Raw genomic sequence first — 15,203 nt, forward strand, 5'->3', positions numbered from 1 at the left:
CGAAAGGAGAGGCCCATGAGCAAGACCCCCTCGGTTCCCAAGGAGCAGCGCAGCTTCGCCGACCATGGCGCCCGGCCGATCGACGACATGGCGGACCGACGCGATCTGGCCACGGGCGCCCAATCAGGTCAGCCCGGGGACGCCGACGTCAACACCGGCCAGCAGGGGCGGTTCGGCAATCTGAAGCAGAACCTGACCACCCAGTGGAAGACACAGGACCGTTAAGCGCCGCTGGCCGGAAGATGGTTAGCCGGCGACGCCGACCGCAGTCGTGTTCGATGCGTTTCCGGCGAGCTGATTATAGGGCACGGGGCCGCTGGAGGCCTCGGTGGTCGTCAGGCTGGCCTGCATCAGACGCGGCGCTTCAGGGGCGGTCGAGGGACGCGGCGTGTAGCGGAACGCGTCGCTGGAGCCTGAGCGCCCGCCGAAGCGGTAGAAGAGGTGGTCGCCGACCTGGCCGACCTTGACCAGGCTGTTGCGCCAGCTGGGCGAGACCCCGGTGGTGTGGAAGTGGGTGGCGTTGCCGACTGGGGCGTAGACCTGACCCGACAGGGCCTTGGAGGCGACGTCGCGGGCGCGGTTCCAGGCCGTGCGGTTGACGGAGCCGCGCATGGCGCCGTTGCAGGTGAAGCTGAACTGGCAGCCGGCGCTGCGGTTCGAGCCCTGGAAGACCACGGCGCAGACCGTATTGGGGAAGGAAGGGTGACGGGCGCGGTTCAGCACCACCTGGGCCACGGCCTTCATGCCGTCCACGCCTTCGCCGCGCGCTTCATAATAGGCGGCCTTGGTGAGGCAATCGAGATCGCGCGACTGATCCAGGGCGGTGCCGAGACGGAAGGGTTTGGCGGCGGGACTGGCCAGGTTGGCGCGACGCAGGCCGTTGCGGGATTCTTCGAGGCGGGCGGTCAGCAGTTCCGCCTGGCGGTCGCGCTGGGCGGCGCCGGCGACGGCGTAGGGGTCGTGACGATCGGCGATGGCCAGGGCGCTGGCGTCCAGGCCGCCGGCCGCGGCGGCCATGGCTTCCTGGGTATAGCCCTCGGCCCCGGCGCCCTGCAGGCGTTCAGCCTGGGCGCGAACGGTCGAAGCCTGGGCGGCCACGCCGCCCAGATAGGCTCCACCGACAGCAAGGCTGACGACGCCGCCGAACGCCGCAGCCGCCGTCTTGGGGCGCAGGCGAACAGAGCGGGCGGCGTGCATCAGCGCACGCGTCTGCGAGGAGAAACTCAAAAGCGTAGTCCTGTTCAGCAGGGCGAGGATGCCGCCCCTTTACTCAACGGAACCGGGCGACAAGACGCGTCGCGAACCCGCTCCGGACCAGAGGTCGACGAACGGCCGACCACCGGAAGGCGGGCCTTAAGCCACCTGTTTATGTCCTCAATGTGGTTGATTCGGCAATTGCTGTTGCGCCGCAACAATTCGTCGCGCCCGTAGAGACGGTGAATTTTGCGACCCTGACGACCGCTTGTCATTGCTTCAGAACATCTTGCGAAATCTGTATTCGATTACGGGATGATGATCTCGAGGCGGAGGCGGTTTCGCTGTAAGCGCTATTGGGGAGGCATGGGTTACTTGCTCGATGCGCTGGCCGGCAAGGCGGGAACTTTTGGCGCCTGGCAGCGTTGCAAGCTCAACCATTTCAAGGAGTTCTCCGCCTGATGACCCGTTTCCCGATCCGCGCCGCCGCCCTTCTCGTTCTGGGAGCCTCCGCGATGGCGCTTTCCGCCTGCGGACACACGGTCGAGCAAAAGGCCGCGACCGGCGCCATCGCCGGCGCCGTGGTGGCCGGACCGGTCGGGGCGGCGGTGGGCGGCGCTGCCGGGACGGCGGTCGGCCATATCGACAAGCCGAAACGCTAGATCGGCCTCACGGCGTCGCTTGTAGGCGACCAGGCCGGCGCCCACATAGGGCTCGCGGCGCGATTTTCGCTCGAAATTGCGTGTTTGAGGTTCGGATACGGCGGCAGAGCTTGATTTCTGCGCCGGATTCCGCTTTGGCAGCGCGCCGGGCCGTTCGCGCATCCGCACGCCCGCCGGGCCGCCGTTGATCGGCGTCGCCCCCCATCAGAGTTTCAAGGAAGACCGCCTCTACGCATGCGAGACCTCAAACAAACCGGCTTCAACGATCGTATCTCCGCCCAGCAAGACGCCAAGAAGGCCCTGCTGGCCAAGTTCAAGCCCAAGCCGGCGGTCCAGGACCCCGAGTTCGAGAAGCTGGCTGAGAAGCGCGCCGCCGAGAAGGAAGCCCAGCGCCAGCAGTTCGAACTGGAGAAGGCTGAAGTGCGTCGCCAGAAGGCTGAGAAGGAAGCCGCCCGTCTGGCCGCCGAAATGGCCGCCCAGGACGAGGTCGACGCCGCCAAGCGCGCCGCCCGCAAGGAGCGCAAGCAGCTGACCAAGGAAGAACAGAAGGCCGCGCGCGACGCCCGCTACGCCGCCCGCAAGGCGCGCCAGCGCTAGGACGCGACCGGCCGGCAGGGGCGTGCAACGCCCCTGCGGCTCCAGCGTTACAGGCATGAAGATTCCGGCCGGCGCCGGGCGCGACCCCTTGGATCGCGGCCCGGGTTTCCTAACTGCAAGGCTGGATATTCACACAGCGACGCAAACAGGAGCCGCCATGACCGCCGCCATCGACACCGGCCTGAAACCCAAGGAACGCGACGAGGTCGCCCGCGAGCTGTCCAAGGTCCTCGCCGACAGCTTCGCCGTCTATCAGAAGACGCACGGCTACCACTGGAACGTCCGCGGGCCGGAGTTCTTCAGCCTGCATAAGCTGCTGGAGCAGCAGTACAACGAAATCTGGGCCGCGCTGGACGATATCGCCGAGCGTATCCGCGCCCTGGGCGAACTGGCCCCGCAGAGCGCCTCGGCCTTCGCCAACCTGACCTCGATCAAGGATGGCGACCCCGAGAAGGACGCCAGCGAGATGCTCAAGGAGCTGATCAAGGACCACGGCGTGCTGATCGCCACGGCTCGCGCCGCCCTGGACGCCGCCGACGAAGTGGGCGACGAGGCCAGCGTCGATCTGATGACCCAGCGCCTGGCTGCTCACGAAAAGGCCGCCTGGATGCTGCGGTCCAGCCTGGGCGATCGCTGATCCCCTCACGGAACGGTAATCTTCGGGCCTGAAAAGCGCCGGATTGGGCGGTCAATCAGATCACCCTCCGGCGCTCGCCAGCGCCGCAGTATGGGACGCTGGATGCTGAAAGGCCGCCTGCCGCAGCTGAAGACGACCGGACGCCGGGCCCTCGCCGCGGCGCCCATGGCCATGGCCGTCAGCCTGGCGGTCATGGGTCTGGCCATGTCGGCCAGCTCCAGCGTGCGTCCCGACCTGGACCGCACGGCCGAGGCCGTGGCGCGCGCCACCGGCGGCGACCTGACCCCGAACGGCCTGAAGCTGATCATGGCGCGGCTGGACCCCGGCCAGCTGGCCATCGCGCGGCGTTTTGATCCGGCGTTGAACCAGCCCGAACTGTACGGCCTGACGCCGGGGTGGGAGAGCCTGTCTCTCGGCGGCAAGCCGTCGCTGGACGCGGGCGTTTCCGGCGTCGCCGCCCAGCAACTGAACGCGGCCATGCCCAACGCCTTGGGGGCCTTGCAACCGGCCAAACCCTTCGATCTGCGTCCCGCCACCGAGGCGGACCGCAAGCGCGCCCTGCGCTGCCTGACCCAGGCCGTCTATTACGAGGCGGCGCTGGAGCCGACGGAGGGGCAGGAGGGCGTGGCCCAGGTCGTGCTGAACCGGGTGCGCGATCCCAACTATCCCGCCACGGTCTGCGGCGTCGTCTATCAGGGCGCCGAGCGGACCACGGGCTGCCAGTTCAGCTTCACCTGCGACGGGGCCCTCAGCCGCGCGCCTATGCCCTGGGCCTGGAACCGCGCCGCGCGAGTGGCCGAGCGCGCCCTGGCCGGTCATGTGGCGACGCGCGTGGGCACGGCGACCCACTACCACGCCGACTACGTCCATCCCTGGTGGTCGCCGACCCTGGCCAAGATCACTCAGGTCGGGGCGCACATCTTTTATCGCTGGAAGGGCGCGCCGGGGGAAAGCAACGCCTTCGTCCAGAGGTCGGCGGGCCGCGAGCCCGTGATCGACGAGGCTCGCTTCGCCCGGCCCCGCATCCTTCTGGCCACCGCCGCCGACAGCGTCGAGGAGGCCCTGGCCGGCGCCGCGCCGAACCAACTGCGCACCGTCGAGATCAACGGCCAGACCCGCGTCGTCGGCGTCGCCAGCCTGGGCGGTCGTCGTCAGGCCAGCAAGGACGAGATCGCCGCCATCAACGAGCGGCTGAAGGCCTATGAGGCCCCGGCCGTCACGGTGGCGCCGCCCCCGCCCGGCGTCACCGCCATGGCCGTCGAGGAAGTGGGCAGGCCTGCGGCCTGAACCAGCTGCCTGCCGTTGTCAGTGCTGGAGGGGGAGGACGCGCGTCTGACCGGAGCTGTTCATGACGGCCGCGCGCGGCGACGGGCCAAGGCTCGGAGCTGTCATGAAGCCGTAGAGGCGTTCTGCATCCTGCCACCGCCCGCTGGCGGCCCTGAGGTCCGTGAGTGTGGTCGTCCCGCCGGCCAGATCATGTCGGCCGAGGATGGGGCCGGCCTCGGTCGGCGCCACGAAGTAGACCGCGCCGTCGTGAAGGGTCACCAGGTCCGCCTCGACCCTCTCGCCGGGCGCGACCTCGTGGGCGAAGTCGCGAGCCGCCAAGGTAGCGGGGCTCGCCGCGCCCTTGTCGTCGAGGCGGTAGAGGGCGTTGGGCAAGGGCTGTCGGGAGCGCAGATAGACTTGGCCGCTGATCTGGTCGCGCAGCACCTCTCCGCCGGTGTTCGAGAGATGGCAGAGCGTAGGATCCGCCGCCACGACGGCGACGGTTTTGAATGAGGCCCGCTCGCGCTCCACAAGGCTCCAGTGGCAGGCTGCGCCGTCATGGCGAAGCAGGGCGATGCGCCTCGTGCTCAGAAGGACGGCTTCGGCCGGGGCGTCGCCGGGCAGGTCGGCGATCTCCCAGACCCGTCCGCGGGCGTCCAGCCGGATGGCCCTGGCAGGCTTACGGCCGACCGGTCTGGCGATCAGGGTGTAGCCGTCCGGCGCGGGCGCGGCGTCATAGACACGAGACCAGCCGGCGCCTTGGCCGATGCTGCGGAACCGCAGGCGTCCGTCGGAGTCGCGGTTGACGCAGGCCAGTTCTCCGCGAGCGCCGAAGAAATAGCTGCTGCGGACTGACATAAGGCCGCATCCGAAGGGCGTGGCGCCCCCGGCCCCCGACAGGGCCTGAAGCCTGGGTTCGGCATTATAGGGATAGGCCGGTTGCGCTGAAGACAGGGCCCATCCGCCGTCCTTTCGCAGGAAGACGAAAGCGCTGGCATCCGCCTTGTCGACATGCCGGCCGGGGGCTCCCGCACACCCGCACAGGGCCAAGACCAAGACAGCCATCATCGCCGATCGCGTGGCTGAGTTCATGTCGTCCCGTCCGATTGTTTCCCTCCCCAAGGCGGGGAGGGCTTAGCGGATCACCAGGCGCCGATCTTCTCGGCTTCCTTGTGGCTGATGGGGTTGTGGGCGGCCTTGTGGTCTTCCTCGGCCAGGAAGCGCGCGGCTTCCAGGGCGGCCATGCAGCCCATGCCGGCGGCGGTGACGGCCTGGCGATAGACGTCGTCGGTCACGTCGCCGGCGGCGTAGACGCCCTCGATGGCGGTCGAGGCCGTGCCGGGCTTGACCCGCAGATAGCCGCCGGAGTTGATCTCCAGCTGGCCCTTGAACAGTTCCGACGACGGGGCGTGGCCGATGGCGATGAAGACGCCGTCGGCGGGGATTTCCGACAGGTCGCCGGTCTTCACGTTCTTGAGCCGCACGCCGGTGACGTTGCGGGCCACGCCGTCGATGACGCCGAGGATTTCATCGACCGTCACGTCCCAGATCACCTCGATCTTGGGGTGGGCGAACAGGCGATCCTGCAGGATCTTCTCGGCGCGGAACTCATTCTTGCGGTGGATGACCGTGACCTTCTCGGCGAAGTTGGTCAGGAACAGGGCTTCCTCGACCGCGGTGTTGCCGCCGCCGACGACCACGACCTGCTTGCCGCGATAGAAGAAGCCGTCGCAGGTGGCGCAGGCCGAGACGCCGAAGCCCTGATAGTCGGCCTCCGACTCCAGTCCCAGCCACTTGGCCTGGGCGCCGGTCGAGATGACCACGGTTTCGGCCAACAGCTCGGCGCCCGAATCCAGCGTCAGGCGGAAGGGGCGCTGCGACAGGTCGGCCTTGACCACGATGTCGTGGATGACCTCGGTCCCCACATGCACGGCCTGGGCCTGCATCTGCTCCATCAGCCAGGGACCCTGGATGGTCTCGGCGAAGCCGGGATAGTTCTCTACATCCGTGGTGATGGTCAGCTGACCGCCGGGCTGCAGGCCGGCGATGACCACCGGGTTCAGCGAGGCGCGGGCGGCATAGATGGCGGCGGTCCAGCCGGCGGGACCGGAACCGATGACGGCGAGGCGGACAGTACGAGCTTGGGTCATGGCCCTATTTAGGCGCTGATTCCCCGAAGCGCGATGCTAGGCTGCGGGTTCTGCACGGGGGATTTGATCATGAGCAACAAGAGCGCGGCCCTTCTGCCGATCGGAATCGGCCTGGGCGTCGGCATGGGCACGGCCCTGGGCGTGGCGACCGACAACCTGGCACTGGGCCTCTCGCTGGGCGTGGCCATCGGCTCGGGCCTCGGCGTGGCTCTGATGGGGGCCGCCAATGTGAAGGCGCAGAAGGACAAGACGGCGTCGGACGGTTCGCCGATCGTGTCGGACGGCGGGGCTTCGACGTCGAGCGGCGGCCACTGCGCTCCGGGCGCGGACTGCGGCGGGGCCGACGGGGGTGGCGGCGGCGATTGACGGGCCTCCTCGTCGGGGCTCATCCTGCGCCGAGGAACGAGGTTACGTCATGCCTGCCGCCGCCGATCCGATCCGCGAGACCCGCAGCTATCTGCGCCGCGTGCTGGCCTATGCGCGGCGCGGCGTCGATCAGGCGGCGGTCGAGGCCTCGGTCTATGACAACGGCGGTCTCAGCGGCCGCTATCTGATGATGACGGTGATCTCGGCGGCCATCGCCGTGCTGGGGCTGATGCTGTCGTCGCCGGCGGTGGTCATCGGGGCCATGCTGGTCTCGCCGATGATGGGACCGATCGTGGCTCTGGGGTTCTCTTTGGCCCTGCTGGACTGGGCGCGGCTGAAGCAGTCGCTGACCTGTCTGGTGGTGGGCATGGCCGTGGCCTTGACGGTGGCCATCCTGCTGACCCTTCTGTCGCCGTTGAAAGAGCCGACCAGCGAAATCCTGGCCCGGACACGGCCCAACTTCTTCGACCTGCTGATCGCGGTCTTTTCCGGGGTGGCCGGGGCCTATGCGGTGGTGCGCCAGCGCGGCGAGACCATCATCGGCGTGGCCATCGCCACCGCCCTGATGCCGCCGGTGGCGACGGTGGGTTTCGGCATCGGCACAGGGGACCTGTCGATCTCGATCGGGGCCTTCTATCTGTTCATGACCAACCTGCTGGCCATCGCCCTGGCGGCGACGCTGACGGCGGGCTTTTTCGGGTTCCGCCCCCGGTTGATGGAACGGCCGTCGCCGTGGCGCGGGATCGCCGTGCTGGCCGTCTTCGTTTTGCTGTCGATCCCTCTGATGATCTCGCTGCGCGCTATCGGGTTGGAGAGCCAGGCCACGGCCGAGACGCGGACGGCGGTGGCCGACATCTTCGCGGGGTCGGATGCGCGCATCACCCTTCTCGACGCCCGCAGCGAGGGCAAGGGCGTGACGGTCTCGACCCTGGTCAGCACTCGCAAGCTGGTCGTTGACGCGCAGACGCACCTGCAGAACCGCTTGTCGGCGGCCCTGCACACGCCGGTCACGGCGACCCTGGACCAGATCGTCGTGGCCGATCCCCAGGCGGCCTCGCGCGCGGTTCAGGCCAGCGCCGGCTCGAACCCGGATCCGACCGCGACCTTGCGCACCCGCCTGTCCGAGGCCGTGCCCTTCGCCACCGACGCGGTCATGGTGGACGCCGAGGGCCGTCGGGCCATCGTTCTGCTGCGGCCTGACGCGGGCCTCGATCTGGCCAGCGCCTATGCGTTGGAGGCGGCGCTGCGCGGCCGGTTCGAGGGGGTGGACGTCTGGGTCACGCCCCCGGTGCAGGAACTGAAGACGGTCGATCTGGGCGACGCGGACGCGCGGGCGCGAGCGGTCTGGGCCCTGAAGCGTTGGCGCGCCAGCCCGGCCCTCAGCGACTGTCGCCCCGCGCCTGGCGCGGCGGCCATCGAGGGCCAGGCGCCGTCGCCGAACACGGGCGAGGCCTTCCGCTCCCAACTGGCGGCGGCGGGCGTCTCGATCCGTGATGAAGAGGGACCGGCCTGCCTGCGCGGAGACGAGAACCTGGCGCGACTGGACCTTGGCTGATCAGCCGCGCGCGGCCATGGCCTCCAGCACGGCGCGGGCCGCCCGCTCGGTCTCATTGAGCGGGGCGTAGGTCCAGTCGTCCAGCGATCCGTCGAAAGACCGGGCGGCGCCGTGAGCGGCGAGGTCGGCGTGCAGTCGGGCGAACTTGCCGGCGGGCTTCAGTGCGATCATGGGCAGGATGTGGACGGGCTTGCCGGTCGAGGCGGCCTCGGTCGCCATATTGGCGCTGTCCTCGGTGACCAGAACATGATCGGCGGCGGCCAGCATGGCGAACAGGGGGTTGTCGCCGCCGCCGTCCCAGATCCAGCCGGGCAGGGCCGACAGGCGCTCGGTCATCACTCTCTTGGCGGCTTCCGGCGTGCGACGGGAGAAGGTCAGCAGCAGCGACCCCTTCGCCGCCTGCACCGCCGTCTTGATCTGGTCGGCCAGGGCGGCGGCGTGGGCCTCGGGCAGGTCGAAGGCCTTGGACTTGCCGCCGATCATGACCGTGACGCGCGGGTGGGGCAGGGCCTCGATCCGGTCGGCGAAGGCGGGCGCGGCCTCGGCCAGCCGCCGCGGCGTGATGCGGTGCGGGCTGCCGATGATCTCGAAGACATTGTCGCCCGACAGGCTGTCATGGGCGGGGGCGACGATCAGGTCGTAGGCGCTGTTCTTCCAGCGCGGGTCCTGGGTCTGGACGGCGAAGGTCTTGCCGCCGCTCCACTCGCGGACCTTGGCCGACAGGGGCAGGCTGGCGCGCCCGGTGGCGATCCACAGGTCGGGCCATTCGGTCGCGGCGCGCGGATCGAACGCGCCCGGCGCCAGCATGGCGGGGGTCTTCAACCCCGAGGGCCAGCGGTCGAACAGCGGGCGCCAGCGGACGGTCTTGACGGCGATGTCGGCGGGCGTCAGGCGGGCGACCGCCTCGGCCAGGCCCAGGGCCTGGTTCTGGATGCCGGTCCGGCCGTCGGACACCACCCAGATGGACAGAGGGCGCGCGGCGGAACCGCGCGCCCCTGTGGCGTCCTCGTGAGGAGGCGAGCCTATTTCCACTCGACCTTGAGGATCTCATAGGCCTTCACGCCGCCGGGCGTGTTGACCTCGACCACGTCGCCGACTTCCTTCGAAATCAGGGCGCGGGCGATCGGCGAGGCGATGGAGATCTTGCCCGACTTCACGTCGGCCTCGTGCTCGCCGACGATCTGATAGACGCCCTCTTCCTCGGTGTCCTCGTCCACGAAGGTGACGGTGGCGCCGAACTTGACCTGGCTGCCCGACAGCTTGGTCACGTCGATGACCTGGGCGCGCGACAGCTTGTCCTCGATCTCGGCGATCGAGCCTTCGATCCAGCCTTGGCGTTCCTTGGCGGCGTGATACTCGGCGTTCTCGGACAGGTCGCCGTGCTCGCGGGCCTCGGAGATGGCCGCGATGACGCTCGGCCGTTCGACCTGCTTCAATTGCTTCAGTTGTTCGTCGAGGACACGGTAGCCCTCGGCCGTCATCGGCACTTTTTCCATTGTGTCGTGAGTTTCTTGTTTCGCCCGGAGACTAAGGAGAGACGTTTAATCGGCACAGTCACGGTCACGGGGCGCGCGTGATCGGGCAAAGAGGGTAGGGCGCCCTTTCGCCAAACTCAAGAGCATCATGGGCGACGGATCAGGGCTTGCTCGACCCCATGGCCCGGCGGATGGCGGTCCAGGCGATAAAACCCAGAGCGGCGACGGCCAGAAGGCTGAAGATCGCGGAGATCAGGCCTACGCCGGCGGCGATGAAGGCGATAACGACGCAGACGGCGGCGGCCAGGGCCGCAATGACTTGGATGACGGAAAAGCGCATGGGGTCGTAAACGCCAGCGCAGCGCCGGGGTTGCGGCCTCTCGAAGCCGTGATCGACGAACGCGGACTTCAGGCGTAGGCGTAATCTCCGCCGCGCTCCAGGGCGCGTTTCCAGGCCGGGCGGGCGTGAATCGCCTTCAGGAACAGGGCGATGTTGGGATAGGCCGCCAGGTCGATGGCGCGGCTGGCGGCGGCCTCCAGCGGGAAGCTCATCATGATGTCGGCGGCGCTGAAGTGCGGCCCGGCGAACCAGCCGGTGGCGGCCAGTTCGGCCTCCTGCCAGTCCGCATGGCTCTTCAACTGCGGGTCGATGAAGGTACGCTGCGCCTTGGCGGCGATGCCGTTGACCAGGGGGCGAACCAGACCCGGCGCGCGTGTCGGCAACTGGCTGAACACCAGCTTCAGCAGCAGGGGCGGCATGGCCGAGCCCTCGGCGTAGTGCAGCCAGTAGCTGAAGCGCCGCCCCTCGGCCGTGCCGCGCGTCGGGCGCAGCCGCCCCTCCGGATCATAGGCGTCGAGAAGGTATTCGATGATGGCGCCCGTCTCGGCCACGCGGACGTCGCCGTCGTCCAGCACCGGCGACTTGCCGAGCGGATGCACCGCCTTCAGCTCGGGCGGGGCCAGCATGGTGGCCGGGTTCCGCTGATAGCGTTTGATCTCATAGGGCAGACCCAACTCCTCCAGCAGCCAGAGCACACGCTGCGAGCGGGAATTGTTCAGATGGTGGACAAGGATCATGGGGGCGCTCCGTCTATTGCAGTCCCAGCTTGAGCGCCTGACGCAGCGTCCGTCCAGAGGCGGGCGTCAACGACGGCGGCGGCGGCTCCAGCGGTTGCGGGCGTGACCTCCGGTGTTCGGCCTGGCTCCCGACGAGGACCGGGGCGCGGCGTCGGGTCGGCCGGCCTGGTGCTTTTGCCACAGTTCAAAGGCCAGGGCGGCGAGGGCCAGCTTGCCGGCATGACGCCCGGCGAAGCCGCGTCCGCGTCGCGACAGCAACAGACCGCCGAGAAGGGTGGCGAGGCGGGGCAGGCGCATGGGAAAAACTCCGAAAGATCGGTCGACTGGACCCTGAACGGATGAGGCGTCCGCCAGTTCAGGTCGTCAGGCTTCGCCAGCGGCGGCGAGCGGCGGCCGTCGCCAGTGGAAGCTTCCGGCCAGCCCGGCCGTGTCGCGAAGGATCACCGGCCTCTGCCGGGACGGACCCGGGATACGAAAAAGCCCCCGGCGCTTCCGCGCCGGGGGCTGGATCAGGCTGAAACCGCGAGGGCTCAGTTGTAGGACTGCACCGGGCGGACATCCAGTTCGCCGGCGCGGATGGCGGCGATGCCCTGAGCCGCGGCCAGCGAACCGGCGGCGGTGGTGTAGTAGGGAATCTTCATCATCAGGGCCGTGCGGCGGATGGAGAAGCTGTCGGCCAGGGCCTGCTTGCCGTCCGTGGTGTTGAAGACCAGTTGGACCTCGCCGTTCTTCATGGCGTCGACGATGTTGGGGCGGCCTTCCAGCACCTTCTTGACCAGACCGACCTCGACGCCCTGCGACGCCAGATAGTCGTGGGTGCCGGAGGTGGCGATCACCGAGAAGCCCTGCTCCAGCAGGGAGCGGACGGCCTCGACGATGAAGGGCTTGTCTGCTTCCTTGACCGAGACAAAGGCGCAGCCTTCGGTCGGCAGGACGGTGCCGCCGCCGATCTGCGACTTGGCGAAGGCGCGGGCGAAGGCGGGGGCCAGATCGGCCTCGCCGTCACGCTTCCAGTCCAGACCCATGACCTCGCCGGTCGAACGCATTTCCGGGCCCAGGATGGTGTCGACTCCGGCGAAGCGGGCGAAGGGGAAGACGGCTTCCTTGACCGCGATATGGTCCAGATCGTGATCGACCAGACCGAAGGAGGCCAGAGGCACGCCGGCCATGACCTTGGCGGCGATGGCAGCGATCGGCTGGCCGATGGTCTTGGCCACGAAGGGCGCCGTGCGGCTGGCGCGCGGGTTCACTTCGAGGACGAAGATGCGCGGGTTTTCGCTGTGCGGCTCCTCGATGGCGAACTGCACGTTCATCAGGCCGCGCACCTTCAGGGCCTTGGCCATGGCGGTGGTCTGACGCTTCAGTTCGGCCACGATCTCGGGGCGCAGCGAGAAGGGCGGCATGGAGCAGGCGCTGTCGCCCGAGTGGACGCCGGCTTCCTCGATATGTTCCAGCACGCCGGCGACGAAGACGGTTTCGTCGTCGCACAGGGCGTCGACGTCCACCTCGGTGGCGCGGTTCAGATAGTGGTCGATCAGCACCGGATCGTCGCCCGAGACGCGCATGGCCTCATGGACGTAGCGGTCCAGTTGCTCACGATCGTGGACGATCATCATGCCGCGGCCGCCGAGCACATAGGAGGGGCGCAGGACGACGGGATAGCCGACTTCCTCGGCCTTCTGCGCGGCTTCCTCGGCCGAGCGGGCCAGACCGTTCGGCGGCTGTTGCAGACCAATGGCTTGCAGCATCTGCTGGAAGCGCTCGCGGTCCTCGGCCAGGTCGATGCTGTCGACGCTGGTGCCCAGGATCGGCACGCCGTCCTCTTGCAGGGCGTGGGCCAGCTTCAGCGGGGTCTGGCCGCCGAACTGAACGACGACGCCGATCAGGTCGCCCTTGGAGCGCTCGACGTCGATCAGCTCCAGCACGTCCTCGGCCGTCAGAGGCTCGAAGTAGAGGCGGTCGGAGGTGTCGTAGTCGGTCGAGACGGTCTCGGGGTTGCAGTTGACCATGATCGACTCGACGCCAATGTCCGCAAACGCGAAGGCCGCGTGGCAGCAGCAGTAGTCGAACTCGATGCCCTGGCCGATGCGGTTGGGACCGCCGCCGAGGATGATGGCCTTCTTCTTGTCCGACGGCTCGGCCTCGCACTCGGGGATCTGGCCCAGGGCGCCGGTCTCATAGGTCGAATACATATAGGCGGTGGCCGAGGCGAACTCGGCGGCGCAGGTGTCGATGCGCTTGAAGGTCGGGCGGACCTTCAGGGCGCGGCGGGCGCCGCGCACCTCGGCTTCGGTCTTGCCGGTCAGGGCCGCCAGGCGGGCGTCGGAGAAGCCCTTGGCCTTGAGCTTGCGGAACTCGGTCTCGGTCGCGGGCAGGCCCTGGACGCGGACATGGCCCTCGGTGCGGATCAGGTCCGCGATCTGACGCAGGAACCAGGGCTCGTAGAAGCAGGCGGCGTGGACTTCCTCGACCGTCAGGCCGTGGCGGAAGGCCTGGGCGATGACGCGGATGCGGTCCGGCGTGGGCTCGCCCAGGGCGCGGATGACGGCGGCGCGGGCGCCCGCGTCGTCGTCGGCGTCGGCGACGCCTTCGATCTCGATCTCGTCAAAGCCGTTGAGGCCGGTTTCCAGACCGCGCAGGGCCTTCTGCATCGACTCCTGGAAGGTGCGGCCGATGGCCATGACCTCGCCGACCGACTTCATGGCCGTGGTCAGGTGGGGTTCCGAACCCGGATACTTTTCAAACGCGAAGCGCGGGATCTTGGTGACCACATAGTCGATGCTCGGCTCGAAGCTGGCCGGCGTGACCTGGGTGATGTCGTTCTGCAGCTCGTCCAGGGTGTAGCCGACGGCCAGACGGGCGGCGACCTTGGCGATGGGGAAGCCGGTGGCCTTGGAGGCCAGGGCCGAGGAGCGCGACACGCGCGGGTTCATCTCGATGACGACCATGCGGCCGTCGGCCGGGTTGATCGCCCACTGGACGTTGGAGCCGCCGGTCTCGACGCCGATCTCGCGCAGGACGTTGATCGAGCCGGTCCGCATCAGCTGATATTCTTTGTCGGTCAGCGTCAGGGCCGGGGCGACGGTGATGCTGTCGCCGGTGTGGACGCCCATGGGGTCCACGTTCTCGATCGAGCAGATGATGATGCAGTTGTCCGCCGTGTCGCGGACGACCTCCATCTCGTATTCCTTCCAGCCCAGGACCGACTCTTCGATCAGGACCTCGGTGGTCGGCGACAGGTCCAGACCGCGCTCCACGATCTCGTGGAACTCCTCGATGTTGTAGGCGATGCCGCCGCCGGTGCCGGCCAGGGTGAAGCTGGGGCGGATGATGGCGGGCAGGCCGACGAAGGCCAGGGCGTCGTCGGCTTCCTCGATGTGGTGGATGGCGCGCGAGCGGGGCGATTCCAGGCCCAGCTTGTCCATGGCGTCGCGGAACTTCTGACGGTCCTCGGCCTTGTCGATGACCTCGGCCTTGGCGCCGATCATCTCGACGCCGTACCTGGCCAGGGCGCCCGAGGCGTTCAGGGCCAGGGCCGTGTTCAGCGCGGTCTGGCCGCCCATGGTCGGCAGGAGGGCGTCGGGGCGCTCCTTGGCGATGATCTTCTCGACGATGTCCGGGGTGATCGGCTCGATATAGGTGGCGTCGGCCACTTCCGGGTCGGTCATGATGGTGGCGGGGTTCGAGTTGACCAGGATGACCCGGTAACCCTCGGCCTTCAGCGCCTTGCAGGCCTGAACGCCGGAATAGTCGAACTCACACGCCTGGCCGATGACGATCGGGCCGGCGCCGATGATCAGGATGGACTTGATGTCTGTGCGCTTGGGCATCGGCGTTACTCAGTTCGTCACGACCGCGCACTCCCAGCCGTCGTAATCGAGCTGGAAGGCCGCGGCCCAGGATTGCATCATGGCCGACACAGGCGAAAACGACGCCTCATCGACCGGCATGGTTGTTTCCAGAACGGTCATGTCGCCCTGGCCCCGAGTCAGAAAACCCGCACGACGCGCGACCTCGCAGAGATCGCCGTGCGCATCCTCGTCGCCGTAGAAATAGAACAACGTATGGCGCGGGGTGATCCCGCTGTCGCCCTGCTCGGCCAGAGCAGCGCGCACCATAGCATCCTTTTCCTCGTGACTGTTCAGCGCCGGGCTCCACGCGCGCGAAGAAACCGGACGCAGGGCGAGGCCCGCGACCGATCCGTTCAGGTTGTCGGTTAAGCGG

The 15,203-nt window shown here is 68.4% G+C and carries 17 protein-coding genes; 7 read left to right on the forward strand and 10 right to left on the reverse strand.

Translation table 11 applies throughout. The features are described from left to right. Window positions 1–15: 15 nt before the first annotated feature. Window positions 16–225 carry a hypothetical protein gene (locus ACI2KI_RS16415; RefSeq protein ID WP_312065219.1) on the forward strand — a complete coding sequence of 70 codons (210 nt, stop codon included), beginning with the start codon at window positions 16–18 and terminating at the stop codon, window positions 223–225. A 21-nt stretch (window positions 226–246) separates the two neighbouring features. Here the strand turns inward: ACI2KI_RS16415 and ACI2KI_RS16420 are convergent, their stop codons facing one another. Further along, window positions 247–1,227, reverse strand: coding sequence for a cell wall hydrolase (locus tag ACI2KI_RS16420; RefSeq protein ID WP_404621801.1), 981 nt, complete (start codon window positions 1,225–1,227; stop codon window positions 247–249). A 428-nt stretch (window positions 1,228–1,655) separates the two neighbouring features. On the opposite strand from ACI2KI_RS16420, the gene ACI2KI_RS16425 reads away from it, so the two are divergent. From ACI2KI_RS16425 to ACI2KI_RS16440, 4 genes are all read left to right on the forward strand, one after another. Then, window positions 1,656–1,856 (forward strand): hypothetical protein, encoded by a 201-nt coding sequence (locus tag ACI2KI_RS16425; protein WP_313472492.1) that lies wholly within the window; start codon window positions 1,656–1,658, stop codon window positions 1,854–1,856. A gap of 234 nt (window positions 1,857–2,090) precedes the next feature. Continuing rightward, a complete protein-coding gene (locus ACI2KI_RS16430) occupies window positions 2,091–2,453 on the forward strand; it encodes a DUF6481 family protein (RefSeq protein WP_292083632.1) in 363 nt (120 codons plus the stop codon). 157 nt (window positions 2,454–2,610) lie between these two features. Next, window positions 2,611–3,090, forward strand: a complete 480-nt coding sequence (locus tag ACI2KI_RS16435; RefSeq protein ID WP_312780912.1) for a Dps family protein — start codon at window positions 2,611–2,613, stop codon at window positions 3,088–3,090. 102 nt (window positions 3,091–3,192) lie between these two features. After that, window positions 3,193–4,377, forward strand: a complete 1,185-nt coding sequence (locus ACI2KI_RS16440; protein WP_404621803.1) for a cell wall hydrolase — start codon at window positions 3,193–3,195, stop codon at window positions 4,375–4,377. A gap of 18 nt (window positions 4,378–4,395) precedes the next feature. On the opposite strand, the gene ACI2KI_RS16445 is transcribed toward ACI2KI_RS16440, so the two are convergent. Beyond that, on the reverse strand, window positions 4,396–5,214 hold the full coding sequence (locus tag ACI2KI_RS16445) for a hypothetical protein (RefSeq protein WP_404621805.1): 819 nt from the start codon (window positions 5,212–5,214) through the stop codon (window positions 4,396–4,398). Between the two features lie 284 nt (window positions 5,215–5,498). Continuing rightward, on the reverse strand, window positions 5,499–6,506 hold the full coding sequence (gene trxB, locus ACI2KI_RS16450; protein WP_404621807.1) for a thioredoxin-disulfide reductase: 1,008 nt from the start codon (window positions 6,504–6,506) through the stop codon (window positions 5,499–5,501). A 69-nt stretch (window positions 6,507–6,575) separates the two neighbouring features. On the opposite strand from trxB, the gene ACI2KI_RS16455 reads away from it, so the two are divergent. Together ACI2KI_RS16455 and ACI2KI_RS16460 are read left to right on the forward strand one after the other, a co-directional pair. After that, window positions 6,576–6,872, forward strand: a complete 297-nt coding sequence (locus tag ACI2KI_RS16455) for a hypothetical protein (RefSeq protein ID WP_404621809.1) — start codon at window positions 6,576–6,578, stop codon at window positions 6,870–6,872. Between the two features lie 49 nt (window positions 6,873–6,921). Further along, the gene (locus tag ACI2KI_RS16460) at window positions 6,922–8,427 is read left to right on the forward strand and encodes a DUF389 domain-containing protein (protein WP_404621811.1); all 1,506 of its coding nucleotides are present in this window, start codon (window positions 6,922–6,924) and stop codon (window positions 8,425–8,427) included. Here ACI2KI_RS16460 and ACI2KI_RS16465 read toward each other — a convergent pair whose 3' ends face one another. The 7 genes from ACI2KI_RS16465 to ACI2KI_RS16495 form a co-directional block, all read right to left on the reverse strand. Continuing rightward, window positions 8,428–9,459, reverse strand: coding sequence for a mitochondrial fission ELM1 family protein (locus tag ACI2KI_RS16465; protein ID WP_404621813.1), 1,032 nt, complete (start codon window positions 9,457–9,459; stop codon window positions 8,428–8,430). It abuts the gene before it with no gap. Beyond that, entirely contained in the window at window positions 9,450–9,923 is a 474-nt protein-coding gene (greA, locus tag ACI2KI_RS16470; RefSeq protein WP_292083622.1) for a transcription elongation factor GreA, read from the reverse strand. The genes ACI2KI_RS16465 and greA overlap by 10 nt, the downstream gene beginning before the upstream one ends. Before the next feature lie 139 nt (window positions 9,924–10,062). Next, a complete protein-coding gene (locus tag ACI2KI_RS16475) occupies window positions 10,063–10,242 on the reverse strand; it encodes a hypothetical protein (protein WP_313102834.1) in 180 nt (59 codons plus the stop codon). A 68-nt stretch (window positions 10,243–10,310) separates the two neighbouring features. Further along, a complete protein-coding gene (locus ACI2KI_RS16480; protein WP_404621815.1) occupies window positions 10,311–10,979 on the reverse strand; it encodes a glutathione S-transferase in 669 nt (222 codons plus the stop codon). Between the two features lie 66 nt (window positions 10,980–11,045). Beyond that, a complete protein-coding gene (locus tag ACI2KI_RS16485; protein WP_404621817.1) occupies window positions 11,046–11,276 on the reverse strand; it encodes a cysteine protease in 231 nt (76 codons plus the stop codon). Between the two features lie 233 nt (window positions 11,277–11,509). Then, on the reverse strand, window positions 11,510–14,809 hold the full coding sequence (gene carB, locus ACI2KI_RS16490; RefSeq protein WP_404621819.1) for a carbamoyl-phosphate synthase large subunit: 3,300 nt from the start codon (window positions 14,807–14,809) through the stop codon (window positions 11,510–11,512). A 9-nt stretch (window positions 14,810–14,818) separates the two neighbouring features. After that, a complete protein-coding gene (locus tag ACI2KI_RS16495) occupies window positions 14,819–15,097 on the reverse strand; it encodes a ribonuclease E inhibitor RraB (protein WP_292083616.1) in 279 nt (92 codons plus the stop codon). Between the last annotated feature and the right edge of the window lie 106 nt (window positions 15,098–15,203).

The sequence above is a fragment of the Brevundimonas sp. NPDC046655 genome, from assembly GCF_044901625.1.
Lineage (GTDB): Bacteria > Pseudomonadota > Alphaproteobacteria > Caulobacterales > Caulobacteraceae > Brevundimonas.

Coding starts and splice junctions, on each gene's coding strand:
- ACI2KI_RS16485 (WP_404621817.1), bottom strand. CDS start 11,276: ATGCGCCTGCCCCGCCTCGCCACCCTTCTCGGCGGTCTGTTGCTGTCG.
- ACI2KI_RS16455 (WP_404621809.1), top strand. CDS start 6,576: ATGAGCAACAAGAGCGCGGCCCTTCTGCCGATCGGAATCGGCCTGGGC.
- ACI2KI_RS16495 (WP_292083616.1), bottom strand. CDS start 15,097: ATGGTGCGCGCTGCTCTGGCCGAGCAGGGCGACAGCGGGATCACCCCG.
- ACI2KI_RS16425 (WP_313472492.1), top strand. CDS start 1,656: ATGACCCGTTTCCCGATCCGCGCCGCCGCCCTTCTCGTTCTGGGAGCC.
- ACI2KI_RS16475 (WP_313102834.1), bottom strand. CDS start 10,242: ATGCGCTTTTCCGTCATCCAAGTCATTGCGGCCCTGGCCGCCGCCGTC.
- ACI2KI_RS16415 (WP_312065219.1), top strand. CDS start 16: ATGAGCAAGACCCCCTCGGTTCCCAAGGAGCAGCGCAGCTTCGCCGAC.
- ACI2KI_RS16445 (WP_404621805.1), bottom strand. CDS start 5,214: ATGTCAGTCCGCAGCAGCTATTTCTTCGGCGCTCGCGGAGAACTGGCC.
- trxB (WP_404621807.1), bottom strand. CDS start 6,506: ATGACCCAAGCTCGTACTGTCCGCCTCGCCGTCATCGGTTCCGGTCCC.
- ACI2KI_RS16430 (WP_292083632.1), top strand. CDS start 2,091: ATGCGAGACCTCAAACAAACCGGCTTCAACGATCGTATCTCCGCCCAG.
- ACI2KI_RS16440 (WP_404621803.1), top strand. CDS start 3,193: ATGCTGAAAGGCCGCCTGCCGCAGCTGAAGACGACCGGACGCCGGGCC.
- ACI2KI_RS16435 (WP_312780912.1), top strand. CDS start 2,611: ATGACCGCCGCCATCGACACCGGCCTGAAACCCAAGGAACGCGACGAG.
- ACI2KI_RS16460 (WP_404621811.1), top strand. CDS start 6,922: ATGCCTGCCGCCGCCGATCCGATCCGCGAGACCCGCAGCTATCTGCGC.
- carB (WP_404621819.1), bottom strand. CDS start 14,809: ATGCCCAAGCGCACAGACATCAAGTCCATCCTGATCATCGGCGCCGGC.
- greA (WP_292083622.1), bottom strand. CDS start 9,923: ATGGAAAAAGTGCCGATGACGGCCGAGGGCTACCGTGTCCTCGACGAA.
- ACI2KI_RS16480 (WP_404621815.1), bottom strand. CDS start 10,979: ATGATCCTTGTCCACCATCTGAACAATTCCCGCTCGCAGCGTGTGCTC.